This is a genomic window from Vibrio neptunius, assembly GCF_000967495.1.
In the GTDB taxonomy this organism is placed as follows: domain Bacteria; phylum Pseudomonadota; class Gammaproteobacteria; order Enterobacterales; family Vibrionaceae; genus Vibrio; species Vibrio neptunius.
This window is the reverse complement of record NZ_JXXU01000022.1, coordinates 12139-31747: the sequence shown is the minus strand read 5'-3', so window position 1 is coordinate 31747 and position 19609 is coordinate 12139. Positions and strand designations below refer to the sequence as shown.

Annotated in this window: 17 protein-coding genes; 11 read left to right on the top strand and 6 right to left on the bottom strand. The window is 46.3% G+C overall.

Annotated elements, in window-relative coordinates; translation table 11 throughout:
- The first annotated feature begins 42 nt into the window (after positions 1 to 42).
- The 4 genes from TW84_RS08515 (at position 43) to TW84_RS08500 (ending at position 4178) form a co-directional block, all read left to right on the top strand.
- Positions 43 to 1257 carry a methyltransferase gene (locus TW84_RS08515; protein WP_045975239.1) on the top strand — a complete coding sequence of 405 codons (1215 nt, stop codon included), beginning with the start codon at positions 43 to 45 and terminating at the stop codon, positions 1255 to 1257.
- A gap of 151 nt (positions 1258 to 1408) precedes the next feature.
- Positions 1409 to 2374 (top strand): ABC transporter substrate-binding protein, encoded by a 966-nt coding sequence (locus tag TW84_RS08510; protein WP_045975238.1) that lies wholly within the window; start codon positions 1409 to 1411, stop codon positions 2372 to 2374.
- Positions 2375 to 2442: 68 nt separating this feature from the next.
- Entirely contained in the window at positions 2443 to 3387 is a 945-nt protein-coding gene (locus tag TW84_RS08505) for an ABC transporter permease (protein WP_045975237.1), read from the top strand.
- Entirely contained in the window at positions 3384 to 4178 is a 795-nt protein-coding gene (locus TW84_RS08500) for an ABC transporter ATP-binding protein (protein ID WP_045975236.1), read from the top strand. The genes TW84_RS08505 and TW84_RS08500 overlap by 4 nt, the downstream gene beginning before the upstream one ends.
- A gap of 323 nt (positions 4179 to 4501) precedes the next feature.
- On the opposite strand, the gene dusC is transcribed toward TW84_RS08500, so the two are convergent.
- Complete coding sequence (gene dusC / locus TW84_RS08495; protein WP_045975235.1) at positions 4502 to 5455, bottom strand: tRNA dihydrouridine(16) synthase DusC; 954 nt, start codon at positions 5453 to 5455, stop codon at positions 4502 to 4504.
- A gap of 30 nt (positions 5456 to 5485) precedes the next feature.
- Positions 5486 to 5710, bottom strand: coding sequence for a prepilin-type N-terminal cleavage/methylation domain-containing protein (locus tag TW84_RS25310; RefSeq protein WP_045975234.1), 225 nt, complete (start codon positions 5708 to 5710; stop codon positions 5486 to 5488).
- A 259-nt stretch (positions 5711 to 5969) separates the two neighbouring features.
- Between TW84_RS25310 and TW84_RS08485 the strand changes: the two genes are divergently transcribed.
- The 4 genes from TW84_RS08485 (at position 5970) to serS (ending at position 10016) form a co-directional block, all read left to right on the top strand.
- Positions 5970 to 6584, top strand: a complete 615-nt coding sequence (locus TW84_RS08485; protein ID WP_045975233.1) for an SEC-C metal-binding domain-containing protein — start codon at positions 5970 to 5972, stop codon at positions 6582 to 6584.
- 82 nt (positions 6585 to 6666) lie between these two features.
- Positions 6667 to 7263, top strand: a complete 597-nt coding sequence (gene lolA / locus TW84_RS08480) for an outer membrane lipoprotein periplasmic chaperone LolA (RefSeq protein ID WP_045975232.1) — start codon at positions 6667 to 6669, stop codon at positions 7261 to 7263.
- A 2-nt stretch (positions 7264 to 7265) separates the two neighbouring features.
- Positions 7266 to 8612 (top strand): replication-associated recombination protein A, encoded by a 1347-nt coding sequence (locus tag TW84_RS08475; RefSeq protein WP_045975231.1) that lies wholly within the window; start codon positions 7266 to 7268, stop codon positions 8610 to 8612.
- A 96-nt stretch (positions 8613 to 8708) separates the two neighbouring features.
- Positions 8709 to 10016 carry a serine--tRNA ligase gene (gene serS, locus TW84_RS08470; RefSeq protein ID WP_045975230.1) on the top strand — a complete coding sequence of 436 codons (1308 nt, stop codon included), beginning with the start codon at positions 8709 to 8711 and terminating at the stop codon, positions 10014 to 10016.
- Positions 10017 to 10073: 57 nt separating this feature from the next.
- Here serS and TW84_RS08465 read toward each other — a convergent pair whose 3' ends face one another.
- From TW84_RS08465 to sppA, 3 genes are all read right to left on the bottom strand, one after another.
- Positions 10074 to 10904, bottom strand: a complete 831-nt coding sequence (locus tag TW84_RS08465) for a CPBP family intramembrane glutamic endopeptidase (protein ID WP_045975316.1) — start codon at positions 10902 to 10904, stop codon at positions 10074 to 10076.
- 148 nt (positions 10905 to 11052) lie between these two features.
- A complete protein-coding gene (gene ansA / locus TW84_RS08460; RefSeq protein WP_045975229.1) occupies positions 11053 to 12069 on the bottom strand; it encodes an asparaginase in 1017 nt (338 codons plus the stop codon).
- 134 nt (positions 12070 to 12203) lie between these two features.
- Positions 12204 to 14054 (bottom strand): signal peptide peptidase SppA, encoded by a 1851-nt coding sequence (gene sppA / locus TW84_RS08455; protein WP_045975228.1) that lies wholly within the window; start codon positions 14052 to 14054, stop codon positions 12204 to 12206.
- 206 nt (positions 14055 to 14260) lie between these two features.
- On the opposite strand from sppA, the gene TW84_RS08450 reads away from it, so the two are divergent.
- A complete protein-coding gene (locus TW84_RS08450) occupies positions 14261 to 16264 on the top strand; it encodes an NADPH-dependent 2,4-dienoyl-CoA reductase (RefSeq protein WP_045975227.1) in 2004 nt (667 codons plus the stop codon).
- Between the two features lie 60 nt (positions 16265 to 16324).
- On the opposite strand, the gene purU is transcribed toward TW84_RS08450, so the two are convergent.
- Positions 16325 to 17158 carry a formyltetrahydrofolate deformylase gene (gene purU, locus TW84_RS08445; RefSeq protein WP_045975226.1) on the bottom strand — a complete coding sequence of 278 codons (834 nt, stop codon included), beginning with the start codon at positions 17156 to 17158 and terminating at the stop codon, positions 16325 to 16327.
- Between the two features lie 195 nt (positions 17159 to 17353).
- Here purU and TW84_RS08440 point away from each other — a divergent pair, with 195 nt between their 5' ends.
- Both TW84_RS08440 and TW84_RS08435 read left to right on the top strand, forming a co-directional pair.
- Complete coding sequence (locus tag TW84_RS08440; RefSeq protein WP_045975225.1) at positions 17354 to 17554, top strand: hypothetical protein; 201 nt, start codon at positions 17354 to 17356, stop codon at positions 17552 to 17554.
- A gap of 122 nt (positions 17555 to 17676) precedes the next feature.
- Positions 17677 to 19602, top strand: a complete 1926-nt coding sequence (locus tag TW84_RS08435) for a DNA repair helicase YoaA (RefSeq protein WP_045975224.1) — start codon at positions 17677 to 17679, stop codon at positions 19600 to 19602.
- The last annotated feature ends 7 nt before the right edge of the window (positions 19603 to 19609 follow it).

Here is a 19609-nt window from a genome sequence, read left to right as displayed (position 1 = left end):
CATCATGCTTCCCTCTAGAATAAAACCTTGCCAGGGGGAAGCATGCAAGACACATTTCAAAAACTCGACTCATTTCTGTTATCACATGAGCTATTCTGGCGCTTTGAGCCCTTTTTCTCGAGCTTTGAAGATCGATTACCATGGCAAGTTGAGCACCCGCAGTTATGTCAATGGCTTGCTTCTCTGAGCCCTGAACAAATTGAAGAATTTAAGACTAACCCCAAGCGATTCCATAAAGTTCTTGAGCAATTTATCCCCTCTCTATCTGTTGTTGATGAACTCACCCAACTCATTGGCTCTACTTTATATGGCTTGCAATTGGAGCGAGGTCTTGAAACAGGGGTTCCGGGCAGAAAGCTTGAACAGATTGTATCTATGGGTGAAGCAGCGTTAAGCTCTCATCAAGGCAGTGAATGGCTTGAATGGTGTTCAGGTAAAGGCTTCTTGGGTCGTATACTTGCCAGCAAAAGCCAGCAACCAGTCACCAGTTTTGAATTTCAACAAATGTTGTGTGATTCTGGCCAACAGGAAGCAGACAAGCAGAATTTACCCATGACGTTTGTTCAAGGGGATGCGTTATCCGCTAACGCGATGCAAGTTCTTAATCCTAAACAACACGCCGTGGCTTTGCACGCATGTGGAGATTTGCATGTTGCTCTGATTGAAAATGCTGTGTTGGTAGGATTACCAGCATTAAGTATTTCGCCTTGTTGTTATCACCTTATCCAAGGTAATCATTATCGTCCATTGTCAAAACCCGCTCGTGTTTCTGCCCTTAAGCTATCCAAATCAGAGCTGAGGATACCACTTCAAGAAACAGTGACAGGGGGAGATCGAGTTAAGCGGCATCGTTTTCTCGAAATGAGCTATCGTCTCGGGCTTGATCTGCTTTTGCGACAGGTTGGTGGGCATCAAGGTTACGTAACGGTACCAAGCATTAAAAAGTCGTTGTTGGCTGATGGTTTTGGCGCTTTTTGCCAATGGGCAGCCGCTCAGAAACAGCTGGATTTACCAACCAATGTGTCGTTTGCCGAATTTGAAGCGAAAGGTGAACAACGCTATTGGCAAATGGAGAGGCTCAGCCTTGTTCAGCAGCAGTTTCGTCGTAGCCTCGAAATGTGGCTGGTACTTGATAAGGCTTTATATCTCAGCGAACATGGTTATCAGGTATCGATTGAAACTTTTTGTGCTAAAAGCATCACACCGAGAAATATCTTAATTCAGGCGACTAAAAACGGGCAGCATACACACGTCTAAGTTTGTTGACTAATTGTTAAAACTCTCTTCCCATTTTTCTAAGTTATTGGTAATAATGAATGAGGTGCACATAAAATGTGCAACTCAATCAATAATTATATAAACACCAAACACAACATCACATCAATAATGCTGTAATCAAGGAGTTGAGATGAAAGCAGGAAAAGTTATTGCTACTGCTGTATTGGCAGGAGCCGCGCTACTGTCATCAGCAAGCATCATGGCGAAAACAGCGAAAGTGGCGGTATCACAGATCGTCGAGCACCCGGCACTTGATGCTGCTCGTCAGGGGCTGATTGATGGCCTGAAATCAAAGGGCTACGAACAAGGTAAAAATCTCGACTTTGACTATAAAACGGCCCAAGGCAATCCTGCGATCGCTGTGCAGATTGCTCGCCAGTTTGTCGGTGAAAAGCCGGATGTGTTAGTGGGTATTGCTACGCCGACGGCTCAAGCCTTAGTCTCAGCAACGCGTACAATTCCAGTTGTGTTTACCGCAGTAACCGATCCGGTGGGCGCTAAACTGGTAAGAAGTATGGAAAAACCCGGGAAGAACGTGACAGGTTTGTCAGATCTCTCTCCAGTCAGTCAGCATGTCGAACTGATCAAAGAAATCATGCCAGACGTGAAATCTATCGGCGTAGTATTTAACCCTGGCGAAGCGAACGCCGTCACGTTGGTGGCACTACTCAAAGAGAGTGCAAAAGCGCAAGGTATTGAGGTTGTTGAAGCTACGGCACTAAAGAGCGCTGATGTTCAGTCAGCCACTCAAGCGATTGCCGAAAAGTCAGACGTGATTTACGCGCCAACAGATAACACAGTTGCGAGTGCCATCGAAGGTATGATTGTTGCGGCGAACCAAGCCAAGACCCCTGTGCTTGGTGGTGCGACTTCTTATGTTGATAAAGGTGCGATTGCAAGCTTAGGCTTTGACTACTACCAAGTGGGTGTACAAACCGCAGATTATGTCGCTGCTATTATAGAAGGTTCGAACCCAGGTTCGCTGGATGTAAAAGTCGCTAAGGGTTCTGATCTTGTGATCAACAAGAGCGCAGCAACTAAGCTAGGCATTTCTATTCCTCAATCTGTTCTAGATCGTGCAACAAGCGTGAAATAAACCTCAACCTCAAGTGTGTGCAACACATGCTTGAGGCGTTTTGATCTCTAGCAGAAAAGGGAGTTGGTATGTCTGCGTTTGCATTTTTTGGCGCGCTAGAAATTGGCTTGCTGTATGGTCTTGTTGCTCTGGGCGTCTATCTGACTTTTCGGGTATTGGACTTTCCCGATCTCAGTGTTGACGGCAGTTTCCCTATGGGAGCGGCCGTGGCTGCGACGGCAATTGTTGCGGGCATTAACCCTTGGGTCGCGACCGCAATGGCCATCTTAGCGGGAGCGGCAACCGGTTGGTTGACGGCTTTTCTAGCAGTTAGGTGTGGGATCCTTCACCTTCTCGCCTCTATTCTCACCATGATTGCTGCATTCTCGATCAACATTCGCATTATGGGGCGCCCGAATATAGCCTTGCTGGGGGAGGAAACGATTCTGACTCCCTTTGAAGCAATTGGTGATCCAATGTTAATGCGGCCATTGTTGGTTGGGATACTCGTGCTCGTTTCGGCATGGTTTGTCGTTAGGTTGCTTAACAGTGACTTTGGTTTAGGTTTACGTGCAACGGGTGTGAATGCACGTATGGTGTCAGCGCAAGGTGGCAGCACATCCTTTTATACCTATTTTGGTCTAGCACTGTCGAACGGCTTTGTTGGCTTTGCCGGTGCTCTATTTGCCCAAACTAACAGCTTTGCAGATGTGACCTCTGGTGTGGGGACTATTGTTGTTGGTCTGGCTGCCGTTATTTTAGGGCAGACACTCATTCCCGGAAGAAAGATATGGGTGACTGTGCTGGCAGTTATTGTTGGCTCTGTGCTGTATCGACTTGCTGTGGCATTTGCACTAAGTACAGGAATGTTTGGTCTACAAGCCTCTGATCTTAACTTGGTTACAGCGATTCTGGTAGCAATTGCGCTGATTGCGCCGAAGCTAAAAGGAAACTTCAAATCAAAAAAGCCTAGTTCACCTGTTGAGAGTAAAGTCGTCTCTGATCAGGATGAAAAATCAGGAGGTGCAGTATGATTCAGCTCGAGAACATTCAAGTCACTTTTAATCCTGGAACTATTCTTGAAAATCCAGCACTCAAAAGCGTTTCACTGCAAGTCCCTGAGCACCAATTTCTAACCGTGATTGGCTCTAATGGCGCCGGTAAGTCAACATTGTTAGGGGCTGTGACCGGTGAAACGCCCATGGTTGGTGGTCGAGTGGTTATCAACGATCTGGATGTGACTCGGCAAACCGTCGATCAAAGAGCGCGCCAATGTGCTCGAGTGTTCCAAGATCCACTGGCAGGAACTTGTGGTGATCTCACAATAGAAGAAAATATGGCCCTGGCTTATATGCGAGGAAAAAAGCGCGGCTGGAGTCTGTCTTTATCAAGTAAGCGTCGCAAATTGTTTCAAGACCGTATCAGCATTCTTGGGCTAGGTCTAGAAGATCGTTTGGGTGACAGCATCGGCCTGCTCTCGGGTGGTCAGCGTCAGGCTGTAAGCCTAGTGATGGCAACCCTATCTGATAGTAAGCTGCTTTTACTTGATGAGCATACTGCAGCGCTTGATCCAAGAATGGCGGCATTTATCATTGATTTGACAAACAAAATTGTGACTGAATTTAATTTGACCGTGATGATGGTCACGCACTCAATGAAGGATGCGTTAGCGTGTGGTGATCGCACCGTGATGCTCCATCAGGGGGAGATTGTGCTTGATGTGGCAGGTGAGCAAAGAGCGAATATGCAAGTGCCAGACTTATTAGAAATGTTCTCTAAAGTAAGAGGAGAGGAACTGGCAGACGATAGCCTTCTCCTTAACTGATAAGTGGAAGTTAACGATACCTTAACCTTACTGCTTTGAGTTCTATCAAGTTTCTATCTAAAGCCCATTTTGCAGATTATCCTATGGATGGGCTTAGTGGTTTATCTTACTAGTCGAAATGTTGAAAAGATGCGAATGACGATGGATCGCGTACACGAGGAAATTGGTTGGTATTGTGTAAACGTTATCTAAGGCGGATTTACGGTGTCAGTGGGGGGAGAGATAGTCAGTTCGGAAGAAAACTGCGACTTTGAACGTTTAATCAAAGTCGCGGAAGAAAAGTTTTATAGGGTCAAAGATAGAGGCAAAAACAGGTTGGTGTTTTAGGCCACACATAACTGAGTTTGATATTCCGTAATACGTTCTACAATCGGCTCAGCCTTATTAAAGGTACGAATTTCACGAAAGAGCTCGTTGGCCTCTGGGTACTCATGACGTAAGTAGGAGAACCATTGCTTGACTCGATTTGGGTAGTAGAGGCCTTTATCGCCTTTCATTTCGTATTGCGAGTAAAGCAACAGCAGTTTGACCACATCTGTCCATGGCATCACGGTGTGATTGTGCTTAACTACATTGCCCAAATTAGGCACATTGAACGCACCACGGCATACCATCAAAGAATCGACCCCAGTGGTTTCGATGCAGGCTTGGCCATCTTCATAGTTCCAAATCTCGCCATTCGCAATCAATGGAATAGTAAAACGTTGACGAATCTGGTTAATATAGTCCCACTTAATTTCGCTAGCCTTATAACCACCCGTTTTTGTGCGTGCGTGAACGGTGAGTTCGTCTGCCCCAGCGCTTTGAATCGCATCTACGATCTCGAAGCAGTCTTCTGGGTTATCCCAACCAAGGCGAATTTTCGCTGTCAGTGGTGTGCTTTCTGGAACAGCTTCACGACACGCCTTGACTACCCGATGAATAAGCTCAGGGTGTTGCAGTAGTGCCGCTCCGCCTTTACTTTTGTTTACTAGCTTTGCTGGGCAGCCGAAGTTGATATCTACGCCTTTCGCTCCAAGCTCGGCAGCACGAACGGCATTTTCAGCCATCCAATGTGGGTCTTGTCCCAACAGTTGGATATGAACCGGGACACCGGATTTGGTGTGTGAGCCTTGCTTTAGCTCTGGGCAGAGGCGATAGAATACATGTTCAGGCAACAACTGATCGACCACGCGAACGAATTCAGTGACACATAGATCATAGTCATTGATGTCAGTTAATATCTCTCGCATCAAATGGTCTAAAACGCCCTCCATAGGGCCCAGAACAACTCGCATAACAACGCCTCCAAATTCGGAGGCGTGATTTTAGAGGCTTAATGACAAGATGTCTAACAACTCAGCATGATTTATATCAATCGCCTCCTCAACGATTCCGGTCAAGGGGAGTAGCGCAGCATCGGCCCTTGAAACATGCGCATCGCGTTGGTAAGTCAAAAATCTGGAGGCGGCGGTGACGGCAAGCACGCCAAGAAAAACTAGCACGACCACCAGTTCGATCAGCGTCAAGCCGCTGGGTTTGTGTTTTTTCATGGTTTACCCGACTGTGTTCAAATCGGTTACTAAAACTATCATCGACGGTATTTTTCACTCATCACTCTAAATCTCAAAGTGAAATAAGTCATTGATTTGAATCCTTACTCCATTTAGGCCTAAGACTGTTCAGCGGAATGAACATCTTCTCAAAAAATGAGCCAATAGAGCCGTCTACGTACTTTATCAAGACTTGAGTGACCCGCAGCGATGCATAGGGTTATAATGGCGCTAGAATCTTGCAACACTGAATCAGATAATGACTTATCAACTACTGACACTTGAACCATCCCAAACTGAAGAATCTGCACTGTATCTTGAAGGCGTCACTTTGGCGGCAAATTTGGCGACAAAGCCGCTTGCGCCAGAAAGTTGGTTGCCTAGCCTTTTCTCTGAGCAAGCACAGGCTATTAAAGCGGGAGTTGAAGGTCATATAAATCAGCAATACAGCTATTTAAAACGTAATGAATATTCTTTGCTGTCCTTGTTGGATGAAGAGCAGCGTGACGAACAGCTCGCAGATTTTGCTGAAGGGTTTATGATGCTCTGGCCCACCATCGAAGAGCAATGGGCGGAAACGTCTATCGGCGATGGGACATTACGCATGCTACAAGCTTTGCTAACCACAATGATGTTGGCAATCGATGAAGAGCAGACTCAAGCACAAATGAAAGAGGCAGGTATTGAAACGCCTCCAACTCTGAATGACTTTCTTGATCAGCTGGATTTGATGATTAACGAAGTTGCGCAAGCGGCCGATGAAGCCATGGTTGGTGCCAAAGCACAAAGTGTAAACCCATTTAAAGATATCGGGCGTAACGACATTTGCCCGTGTGGTAGTGGTAAAAAATTCAAACAGTGTTGCGCTCAGTAGAACAAAGTTAACTTTACCCGGTCAAAATGGTATCGAAACCGAGGTATAACGTCGTACTCACGACGCAATAGGATGATAAAGAATGAAGAAATTAGCCGCGTTGTTTTTCCTTAGCTTCTCCGTTATTGCAGCTCCCAAGGATGAATTGAGCCAGCGACTGCAACTGACTGACGGGTTTAGTGCGGACTTTTCACAGCAGTTGATCAGCCCTGAAGGGGAAATGTTGACAGAGGGTGAAGGTAAAGTCGAAATTGCGCGTCCAAGCCTTTTCCGTTGGACAACGACGTCACCAGATGAGAATGTCTTAGTTTCTGATGGTGAATCTCTGTGGTATTACAGTCCTTTCATAGAACAGGTCAGTATTTATTGGCAGGAGCAAGCCACGGAACAAACCCCTTTTGTTCTGCTTACTCGCAACCGCGCTAGTGACTGGGCCAACTACACAGTGTCACAACAGGGTGATGTGTTTACCTTGGTTCCTACTGCTGTCGACACCAATCAGGGCCAGTTTAAGCTAGAGATTGATCGCAAAGGCGCTGTGCAAGGCTTTAGTGTCATAGAGCAAGACGGTCAGAAAAGTACCTTCAAGTTCAATAACATCAAATTGGTTAAGCCGAGTGCTGATCGCTTTACCTTTACTATTCCAGAAGGGGTAGAGGTCGACGACCAAAGGAATTAATAGTGAGCAACTATTCATTGGATTTTTCAGGGGACGAAGACTTTCGTCCCCTTGCTGCAAGAATGCGCCCAGAAACGCTGGAGCAATACATAGGTCAGCAACATATTCTTGGACTGGGTAAACCTCTGCGCCGTGCGTTGGAAGCGGGGCATATTCATTCAATGATCCTTTGGGGGCCGCCTGGCACGGGGAAAACGACGCTGGCGGAAGTGGCAGCCAACTACGCCAATGCAGAAGTCGAGCGTGTCTCTGCGGTGACGTCTGGGGTCAAAGACATTCGGGCCGCAATAGACAAAGCGCGTGAAAATAAACTAACTGGTCGAAGAACGATTTTGTTTGTTGATGAGGTTCATCGCTTTAACAAATCCCAACAAGATGCGTTTCTCCCTCATATTGAAGATGGCACCGTGACTTTTATTGGTGCGACGACGGAGAACCCATCTTTTGAGCTTAACAACGCTTTGTTGTCACGGGCTCGGGTCTACAAGCTTACCTCTTTGGCTCAGAAAGATATCCGTCTGGCCCTAGAACAAGCCATTAATGATGCCGAGCGTGGTTTAGGTCAGTTTGAAGCCCATTTCGCCGATAACGTGTTGGATCGCTTATCTGAGTTAGTGAATGGTGATGCTCGTATGTCACTTAACTATCTTGAACTGCTGTATGACATGGCGCAAGAGGATGATAAGGGCGCTAAGCAAATCACGTTAGAGCTCCTTGCTGAAGTGGCTGGCGAAAAAGTGTCGCGCTTTGATAACAAAGGAGACATTTGGTACGACTTGATCTCAGCAGTGCATAAATCGATTCGTGGTTCGAATCCAGATGCGGCACTCTACTGGTCAGCACGTATGATTGCCGCAGGTTGTGACCCTCTGTATATCGCACGCCGATTGTTAGCTATTGCATCTGAGGATATCGGCAATGCGGATCCGCGCGCAATGCAGGTCGCGTTGTCAGCGTGGGACTGCTTTACCAGAGTGGGACCAGCAGAGGGTGAAAGAGCCATTGCCCAAGCGATTGTATATCTTGCATGTGCACCTAAAAGTAATGCGGTTTATACCGCTTGGAAACAAGCCTTGCGTGATGCCCACAATCAACCTGAGTACGAAGTACCGCCTCATCTTCGCAATGCACCAACAAGTTTAATGAAAGATCTCGGTTATGGAGCGGAATATCGTTACGCCCATGACGAACCCGGTGCTTATGCGGCTGGAGAGGAATACCTACCACCAGAAATGGCAGAGACTCGTTACTATTCTCCTACAAACCGAGGCTTAGAGGCGAAAATTGGCGAAAAGTTAGATTACTTGGCTAGTTTAGATGCAAAAAGCCCACAAAAGCGCTATGAATAAGCGTCTTTTTTGGATACATTTGTTCGGTTAATTATAAAAGCGTTTGAGCATGAAGTTTGGACGCACTTTCACAACCAAAAAAGCATAGGATTAACAATGCTGGATTCTAAATTACTTCGTACAGAGCTGGATGAAACAGCTGCTAAACTGGCGCGTCGTGGCTTTAAGCTAGACGTAGAGACAATCCGTACACTTGAAGAACAACGTAAGTCCATTCAAGTAGAAGTTGAAAATTTACAATCCACGCGTAACTCCATCTCCAAGCAAATTGGTCAGAAAATGGCGGCTGGAGATAAAGAAGGTGCTGAAGAGATTAAAAAACAGATTGGTACCTTAGGTAGCGATCTGGAAGCGAAAAAAGCTGAGCTGGTGGAAATCCAGAACAAATTGGAAGACATCACCTTGTCTGTACCAAACTTGCCAGACGATGAAGTGCCAGATGGCAAAGATGAAAACGAGAATGTTGAAATCTCTCGTTGGGGTGAGCCTAAATCTTACGATTTTGAAGTAAAAGATCACGTTGATTTAGGTGAAATGGGCGATGGCCTAGATTTCGCTAGCGCAACAAAGATCACCGGTGCTCGCTTTATCGTGATGAAAGGTCAATTTGCGCGTTTGCACCGTGCGATTGCGCAGTTTATGCTGGATCTTCACACAGATGAGCATGGCTATACAGAAATGTACATGCCTTATCTAGTGAATTCTGACAGTTTGTTTGGTACTGGTCAGTTACCTAAATTTGGTGAAGATCTATTCCACACTGAACCGTTGACTGAAAAAGTGAATGATGAAGAGCCACGTAAACTCTCCCTTATCCCAACGGCAGAAGTACCGGTAACCAACATGGTGCGTGACACTATTTCTGATGAAGCCGATCTGCCATTGAAGATGACGGCGCACACACCGTGTTTCCGTTCTGAAGCAGGTTCTTACGGTCGTGATACTCGTGGCCTGATTCGTATGCACCAGTTCGACAAAGTTGAGCTAGTACAAATCACTAAGCCAGAAGAGTCAATGGCAGCACTTGAAGAGCTAACAGGTCATGCTGAGAAGGTGCTACAACTACTTGAGCTTCCTTACCGTAAAGTGATTCTATGTACAGGTGATATGGGCTTCGGTGCGCGTAAGACTTATGACCTTGAAGTCTGGGTCCCTGCGCAAGAGACGTACCGTGAGATTTCTTCATGTTCAAACATGTGGGATTTCCAAGCTCGTCGTATGCAAGCTCGCTTCCGTCGTAAGGGCGAGAAGAAGCCAGAGCTAGTGCACACGCTAAACGGTTCAGGGTTGGCTGTGGGTCGTACTATGGTTGCGATTCTTGAAAACAATCAAGAAGCAGATGGCCGTATCGCAATCCCTGCTGTACTGCAAAAGTACATGGGCGGCGCAACGCACATTGGTTAACCTAAAATAAACACCAAAAAGCCAGCTCAAGTGAGCTGGCTTTTTTGTATCTGTTTATTATCCACGAAGAATTGGGTAGGTATAAAAGAGCAAGTGACTGAAGTTAAATAGAAAATGCACCAAAACTGCAGCCCATAATCTTCCAGTCGTATGGAAGATTAAGCCGTAGCCAAGCCCAGCTAGTGACGCGAAAACAATGAATAGTGGGCCACCTGCAAAGTGTGCGAATCCAAATAACAGACTCGCAGCTACAACGCCGATATAGGCACCATACTTGTTGGTTAACTTTTGTTGGATAAAACCACGGAACAGGGCCTCTTCAGCGACACAGGTGAATAATAGATTGTTAAAGGCGAACAACCACCACCAGCTGGGGATAGAGAGCTCAGGTTTGATTGCTCCAAGCAGTGATGCAATAGGCAGTAACGCGAACAAGGAGATTGATATCAATAGTACGGATCGACAGTTTACCTTGCGCTTTTCTCCTAACAATGTGGGGAAAGCCAAAAGAAGGGCGAAGAAGGCCAGAGGTTTGTCTAGGTTCAAATACATGCTGAAATCTGCACTTAGAGCGCCAGCTTGCACGTTTTGAAGGACTAGCGGATTGCTAAAACCCGGCACCAAATGTAGAAAGAGTGCGAGGCTCCCAATGATGACAACTGTTGAGAGTATCACTGATGGTAGCGAAGACTTGTTTTTGAGGTAGTAAGTCACTGCTAGAAAGGTCACGACGAGAATCAAGCCTAGAGGCGATAATACACCAGCTATCAAGCCACCGAGAAGAGTTGCGGCAAGCAAACTCAATGAGGACTTCGGCGCTTTAAGAAATGCGGCCAGAATGGAAGCGCAGAATAGGAGCCAAACCCATATAGAATGATCAATGTACATAAGGTGGAATTGATTGCTATTGAAAAGCGTATGATGAACTGAATCATAAGCCAGAACAAGCTGAACAAGTCTCATCAGAGCTCTGAAATAAAGAGAAAAGCCGACATCTTGTCGGCTTTTTTATCATTATTTTTGGAAAAGATGTTTGTTATATCGACATTTCACCGCGCAGTACTTTCTGCATTTGAACTTTCACTTGCTCGTAAGTCAGGTTTTGACTCAAAAGATAGTGTAGTTTGGCCAGTGCAGCTTCAGGAGTCATGTCGTAACCGCTGATGACGCCAGCTTCTGCCAATGCGCAGCCCGTGGCATAACCACCCATGTTGACTTTACCCGCTAAGCATTGAGTGAGATTGACGACAATGACGCCACGCTCGGAAGCATCTTTAAGATGTGCGAGCAGTTCCGGATTTTGCGGAGCATTGCCCACGCCAAAGGTTAGTAGGATCATTGCGTTGACTGGCTGGAGCAGTGTATTACGAATCACCTCATGTGAGATACCCGGGTACATGGTGATCACGCCAATTGGCTGAGGTGTAATGTCATGAACCTTAAATTCGCCTTCTGGTTTTTCACCCACCACAATATCGTTGCTGATCTGGATATTGATACCCGCTTCTAGTAGCGGTGGTAAGTTCGGGGAAGTAAAGGCATTGAAACCGTCTGCGTGTGATTTCGTACTGCGGTTACCACGCATCAATTTGTTGTTGAAGAACAGAGTGACTTCATTGATTGGGTAATTGGCCGCAATGTGCAGAGCGTTAAGCAGGTTGGCCTGGCCATCTGAGCGCAGCTCCGCAAGTGGGATTTGTGAGCCCGTCACAATCACAGGTTTGCCGAGGTTTTCCAGCATGAAAGACAATGCCGAGGCAGTATACGCCATTGTGTCTGTGCCATGTAGAATAACGAAACCATCGTATTTATCGTAATTCTCGCGAATATCATCCGCGATTTGCTGCCAGTCCTTCGGTGTCATGTCGGATGAATCGATCAGCGGATCATATTCGTGAATCGTAAATTCTGGCATTTCTGGGCGCTGGAACTCTGGCATGCTAGCCAGTTGTTTTTCCATGAATCCAGCCACTGGAACGTAACCGTGATCATCTGACTTTTTCATGCCGATGGTTCCGCCAGTGTAAGCGATATAAATGTGTTTTCTTGCCATTGCTTAGAAACCAGTTAATTGTAGGGGGAACAGAGCGTGGGATTATATATCAATCAGTAGCAATAAAAAGGGGTACCCCGCACAGGAATACCCCAGATACTCAGATAGGCTCAATCAAGTTGATGAATCAGTCGTTACTGAACCTGACAGTTTAGACAGAATGCGTAATGGCCTTTCGGATCATTGAAACTGTCCAGTAAGCTGGCATCCTGAACAACTTGTGCTGCTAAAGGTTGCAGGGCGGTAGGCAACCATGCGCTGGCATCGACACCAAGATTGACTTTGACTTGATTCATGAAGTCTTGGATAAACTGCTCTGCAGGCGACAATGGTTCTTCTACCCAATACAGGTTGTATTCTTCGACTTTTGCCAGCTCCGCTGCCAGCTTAACAGCGTCATCAAAGTCACCCATTTTATCAACCAGACCGAACTTCGCGGCATCTTGGCCCGTCCAAACGCGACCCTGAGCGATACTATCCATATCTTTCAATGGGATGTTTCTGCTTTCACTGACTAAGCCGATAAAACGATGATAGCCGTGCTCAATACCCATTTGGAAAGCATCTGCGGCACCTTCAGATAAGCCGGTGGTGATACCGACTCCTGAAAACGGGGAAGTTCCCACTCCATCAGTGTATACACCGAGTCTATTTAAGCCTTTTTCGAATGTCGTAATAACACTAAAGATACCAATTGAGCCAGTTAACGTCGTTGGTTGTGCAACAATACGATCTGCTCCCATCGAAATCCAGTAGCCTCCTGAAGCGGCTAAGCTCGACATCGAGGCCACCACTGGTTTGCCTGCTTCTTTCAGTGCTTCGATTTCATTGCGAATCACTTCGGATGCAAACGCGCTACCGCCCGGGCTGTCTACCCGCAAAACAACCGCTTTAATTTTTTCATCGTTACGTGCTTGTCGTAGAAGTGCAGCGACAGTATCACCGCCAGTTGTACCTCTTGGTTGAGAGCCATCCAGGATGGTACCACTAGCGACGACAATCGCGATATCGTCCTGCGACAAATTGAACGTTGGCTTCATTGTGGTTTGGTATTCGTAGTAATCGACGTAGTTGTAACTGTCTTCGCCATTGCTACCAAATATCTCGCTCAAATCGGCACGTACTTGTTGTCGTGTCGCCAGCTCATCCACTAAACCTAGTTCAAGAGATAAGGCCGCCAAATCGCCATCTTGCTCTTTTAACAAGGCTAAAAACTCTTCCATGCTTGGGTTCAGCGTTTTGGCGGATACCTGACGATTAGTGGCTACGTCATCGACATAGGCCCCCCACAATTGACCCAGCCAGCGTGACGCAGACTCTTTAGCTGCGTCTGACATATCATCGCGTACGAAAGGCTCAATGGCTGATTTATAGGTACCAACACGGAAAACATGCGTGTTGACATCAATCTTTTCTAACAGTGTTTTGTAGTACATTGAGTAGGCGCTGTAGCCTTTAATCAACACTGCGCCATCTGGAGCTAGGTAAATTTTGTCGGCGTAACTGGCTAGGTAGTACTGACTTTGGTTGTAAAATTCACCCGCGGCGTAAATAGGCTTGCCGGAAGCCTTAAACTCATTAAGTGCTTTAGCTATGTAGCGCAACTTAGTTAAATTAGTTTCTGGCATGTCACGCAGAGCAAGCACTATACCGGTGATCTTAGGGTCATCTTTGGCATGGCGTATTGACTCAACAATATCAAACAAGACGTTTTCTCTTGGCATATCCTGACCAAATAGCGAGCCAGTAAAGGAGTCCACAGGGTTCACATATCTTGATTGCTCAACGATTGGTCCAGAAAGATTGAGCACTAACGCAGACTGTTTAGGGACGGACGGGATGGCGGACTCTGCGTTTGTGTAAATGAAGTAAATAATGCCAATCGTGGCAAGAAAGATAAGATTAACCAGGGCAAGACGAATAAAGGTAATGAGTTTCCATATGCCTTTAAAAATCATACCGATCAACTTAAATAAATTTTTCATTAGGGCTCCGCTGCGCTTAGCACAGGTATAGGTCTTGATATTCTAAGACTGTCTAAATACAGATAAGTTATATCCTACTCAAACTAGTATACCCAAACAACTGCAAGATTGATCGGTGTTACAAAAATGTAAACGCTTGTTTGATTTTTATTACAACTCGCCGTATTGTGGTCAGACCAGAGTAAAATAATAAAGTGATGTCTGCCATGTACCCAAACTTATTAAAGCCGTTGGATCTAGGATTTACTCAGATTAGAAACCGAGTCTTGATGGGCTCGATGCATACTGGTCTAGAGGAGCATAAAGAAGGTCTAGGGAAATTGGCTGCCTTTTATGCAGAGCGTGCAAAAGGTGGTGTCGGTCTGATTGTGACCGGTGGTTTCTCGCCTAACTTACGTGGTCGTTTACACCCGTTTAGTGCTGAATTCAGTAAGCCTAAGCATGCCCGCGCGCACAAAGTCGTGACGGAAGCCGTTCACGAACATGGTGGCAAAATTGCTTTGCAGCTTCTCCATGCCGGGCGTTACGCGATGCACCCGTTTTCGCAAAGTGCTTCTTCCATCAAAGCACCGATTGCGCGATTTTCTCCAAGCGAAATGAGCCCTCGTCAGATTCACAAAACTATCGGGGCGTTTGCCAATAGCGCCAAGTTGGCGCAGTCTGCGGGCTATGATGGCGTTGAAGTGATGGGCTCAGAAGGCTATCTGATCAATCAGTTCATCTGTAAACGCACTAATATGCGCTACGATGAGTGGGGTGGTTGCTACGAAAATCGCATGCGTATGCCGCTAGAGGTTGTGCGTGCCATTCGTAAGGAAGTGGGTGAGGAGTTTATCATCATTTTCCGGCTTTCTATGTTGGACTTGGTTGAGGAAGGCAGCACGTTTGACGAAGTGATTACTCTGGCAAAAGAGCTCGAAAAAGCAGGCGTGACCATCATCAACACTGGTATAGGTTGGCATGAAGCAAGGGTTCCGACTATCGCAACTCAAGTGCCACGAGGAGCCTTTACTTGGGTAACGGAAAAAGTGCGCCCACATGTCAACGTGCCGATTGTCACCTGTAACCGTATCAATACGCCGGAAGAAGCAGAGCGTATTCTCTCCGGTGGTCACGCTGACATGGTATCTATGGCAAGGCCTTTCCTTGCCGACCCGCATTTTGTCGTTAAGGCCGAAAATAAACAGTCACATTTGATCAATACTTGTATCGGTTGCAACCAAGCGTGTCTAGACAATGTCTTTAAAGGTAAACGAGCTAGTTGTCTGGTAAACCCACTTGCTTGTCGTGAAGATGAGCTTGTGATCACCCCGACCGACAAGCCTAAGAATATTGCAGTGGTTGGTGCTGGTCCTGCCGGACTTTCATGTGCGACGACTCTGTCTAAGCGAGGCCACCATGTCGACCTGTTCGAACGTAACGATAGGATCGGTGGTCAATTCCGTTTAGCCATGCAAATACCTGGAAAAGAGGAATTCCGCGAAACCATCCGTTACTTTGCGAACCAGATTGATGAGACAGGCGTGAAGTTGCATCTTGAAACGGACGCAAATTTCGATCTATTGGCCGAGTATGACGAAGTGGTCATGGCATCTGGCGTAGAGCCGCGTAAAGTCAAGATTGATGGTATCGATAATCCAGAGAAGGTGATTGATTACCAGACGTTGATTAAAGAGAAAACTTACGTCGGTCAGAAGGTCGCCATTGTGGGCGCTGGCGGGATCGGTGTTGATATTGCCACCATGTTGACAGAGCCTACAGGTCATAACTTAGACGACTGGTTGCACGAATGGGGGATTGATAAAGAGATCTCTCATCCGGGTGGTTTGTACCCCTATCCCGAATCTCTGAGCGAAAAAGACGTTTGGGTTCTACAGCGCCGCCAGGGCAAAGTGGGCAAAGGTCCTGGTAAAACGACTGGTTGGATTCATAAGCGTACGCTAGAGAAACGAGGAGTCAATCTAGTGGGAGGCGTTAGCTACGACAAGATTGATGATACTGGCTTGCACATTAGCCATGAGGGTAAATCCGAGTTGCTTGAAGTGGATAAAGTCATTATCTGTGCTGGTCAGGAATCGGTGAGACCGTTTGAGGATCAATGGCAGCAATTTGGTGACAAGATACATATCATAGGCGGTGCCGATCATGCCGGCGAGTTGGATGCTGTACGTGCTATCAGGCAAGGTGTCGAATTGGCTACGAAGCTCTAACAAATCCAAACATTAAAAAAGACCTCCGATGAGAGGTCTTTTTGCATTTGGGATGGAAGACTAAAGAATGACCGTCTTGTTGCCGTAGACAAATACGTGGTCATTTATCACTTTATTGAGTGCTTTACTCAGAACATTCTTTTCAACATCTCTTCCCGCCTGAGCCATATCCTTTGCGCTGAAGTTATGGTCGACCGGAATCACGTCTTGCTTGATGATTGGTCCTTCGTCTAGGTCATTGGTGACGAAGTGTGCGGTTGCACCAATGATTTTAACGCCGCGCTCGTAAGCTTGTTGATAAGGCTTTGCACCAATGAAAGCGGGTAGAAAACTATGATGGATGTTAATGATCTTATGGTGGTATTTTTCGACAAATGATGGCGTTAGTACGCGCATGTACTTAGCCAAGACCAAATAGTCCGCATTGTACTGATCGATGACGTCGAGCATTTTTTGCTCATGTTCTTCCCGATTTAGCCCCTCGTGAGAGACGCAATGATATGGAATATCAAACTTCTCTGTCAGACTTTTAAGCGTATCGTAGTTACCCACTACTGCAGCAATATCAACGTCTAGGCTGCCATCGAAATTTTTCATCAGAATATCACCAATACAGTGTGCTTCTTTGGTGACGAGAATAACAACGCGCTTACGGTTTGGGCCAATCAACTTTCTTTTAGCACCTTGCGGTAGAGCTTGGTCTAGGTCGGCAAGGAAGGTTTGATCATTGAAATAACCCTCCAGTTCGGTCCGCATGAAGAAATGGCCGCTGGTATTATCGACAAATTCATTATTATGAATGATGTTGAGTTGGTGCTTGTAACAAATATTGGTGATTTTAGAAATCAGGCCTGGTGCATCGGTACAATGAGTGAGCAGTGTTTTCTTTTCCATTGGGTTAAAACTTCCGTGATTTATTTTTTTCGCATTCTGAAATTTTTGCCGAGCGTCGAACGGTGAAGCGCTCCACAATATGGAAGCTACAATTAAACTAATATTAAAAAGGTTTCAACAATTAATCCGAGTTAACCGATTAGCTCGGCGAATTTGTTCAAAAATTGTCAGCTTTTAGCAAGACAGGTGGTTCGTATGGATAAAGATCTACTCGCACGTAAGTTGTATTCCGAGAGAGTCAGTGCGCTTCTCGGTGACCACGAGATGAATGAAGAGCTGCTTAATGAAATGTGGGAAAGCAAAGCGTCGCCTAGTGAAGCCGCTCGTGTCATGATGGACAGTCACAACGAGTTTTCTGGCCCAGCGTGGTTATCACGTTATCTCAACCGTCGCTAACACAAACTTGCACATCAATAACGTAGCCTACTGGCGCGGATCCGATTTGCATTCGCGCCCAGTCTCTAAACCTGCCATAATCCCTCGTTCGTAACCTAATCCGATTCAAATTACACTACTTGATGATCTCGAAAACGTTCTCAGCAGATGGTGCTCTAGGTAAAGCGATTCCTGGGTTCCAACCCCGACAGGCTCAGCTTGATATGGCTGAATCTGTAGTTAAAGCAATTAAAAGTGACCAGCAAGTCGTTATTGAAGCCGGAACCGGCACAGGGAAAACCTTCGCTTATCTGGTTCCTGCACTACTGAGTGGTAAAAAAACTATCATTAGTACCGGTTCGAAAAACCTCCAAGAACAGTTGTTTCATCGTGATTTACCCTTGATGACGGACGCACTGGGCTTTTACGGTCAAGTGGCGTTACTTAAGGGGCGAGCAAACTACTTGTGTCTTGACCGTCTTAGTCGACAAATGGTTGAAAGTCATGGGCATCATGCGGATCCAGCGCTGCTCAGCCAGCTGATCAAAGTCCGCTCATGGGCGAGTGAGACCAAAACTGGGGATTTAGGCGATTGTGACGAAATCGCAGAAGACAGCCCAGTTATCCCAACGATTACTTCAACCAACGACAATTGCTTAGGTAAAGAGTGTCCAAGTTATCAAGACTGTTTTGTTCTTAAGGCTCGCAAAAAAGCCATGGATGCGGACGTTGTGGTCGTCAATCATCATCTATTTTTGGCCGATTTAGCGATAAAAGAAACGGGGTTTGGGGAGCTGATACCAGAAGCGGAAGTGTTTATCTTCGACGAAGCTCACCAGTTACCTGATATTGCCAGTCAGTACTTTGGTCAGTCTCTCTCTAGCCGTCAGATTCAGGAGCTTTGTAAGGATATTGAAATAGGTTATCGCACCGAAGCAAAAGACATGCGCCAATTGCAGAAGATCAGCGAGAAATTGCTGCAAACTGCGATGGACTTAAGAATTGCCCTCGGTGAACCAGGTTTCCGAGGTAACTGGCGTGAAGCGATTCAATCTCCCTCAATTGCCAGAGAACTAGAAAGATTACGTGAGTCGCTGGATTTTTGTCTCGAAGTACTCAAATTAGCATTAGGTCGGAGCCAACTGTTGGATACGGCGTATGAACGAGCCTGCACAATTCAAGCGAGACTGGAACGAGTTTGTGAGGTTTCCATTACGGGGTACTCTTACTGGTACGATACGACTCCGCGTCATTTTAGCCTTCATATCACCCCGCTTTCGGTATCAGACAAGTTTCAGGAACAGATCGAGTTAAAGCAAGGGGCGTGGGTATTTACTTCCGCTACTTTAGGTGTAAAAGGGGATTTCGGTCATTTTACTTCTCGGTTGGGTCTAAAACCTCAGACGGAAATGTCTTTGCCAAGTCCATTTGACTATCAGAGTCAGGCAAGGTTATGTGTGCCGCGTTACCTTCCTGAGCCGAATAGTCCGGGTATGGCGGATAAGCTTGTTCGCATGCTCGGCCCTTTGATTGAGCAGAATCAGGGGCGCTGTTTTTTCCTTTGTACCTCGCATAGCATGATGCGGGAACTCGGTGAGAGGTTCCGTGAGCGTTTGAGCATTCCAGTGCTAATGCAAGGTGAAACCAGTAAACAAAAAACACTGGCAGAGTTTATGGAACTGGGTAATGCTTTGCTGGTGGCGACAGGTGCATTTTGGGAAGGTATTGATGTTAGAGGTGACACACTGAGCTGTGTTATTATCGATAAATTACCTTTCACAGCACCCGACGACCCGCTACTTAAAGCGCGGATAGAAGATTGCCAGCTTAAAGGTGGGGACCCATTTTCACAGGTCCAGATACCGGATGCCGTGATTACCCTTAAGCAAGGGGTTGGTCGCTTAATCCGAGATAAAAAAGACAAAGGTGCGTTGATCATTTGTGACAATCGTTTAGTGACACGCGAATATGGCGGCGTATTTCTTGCCAGCTTACCTCCAATTCCCAGAACACGGGACTTGGGGCTAGTGCAGGATTTCCTTAAAAAAATTTCACAAACAACCGAATAATCAGAGA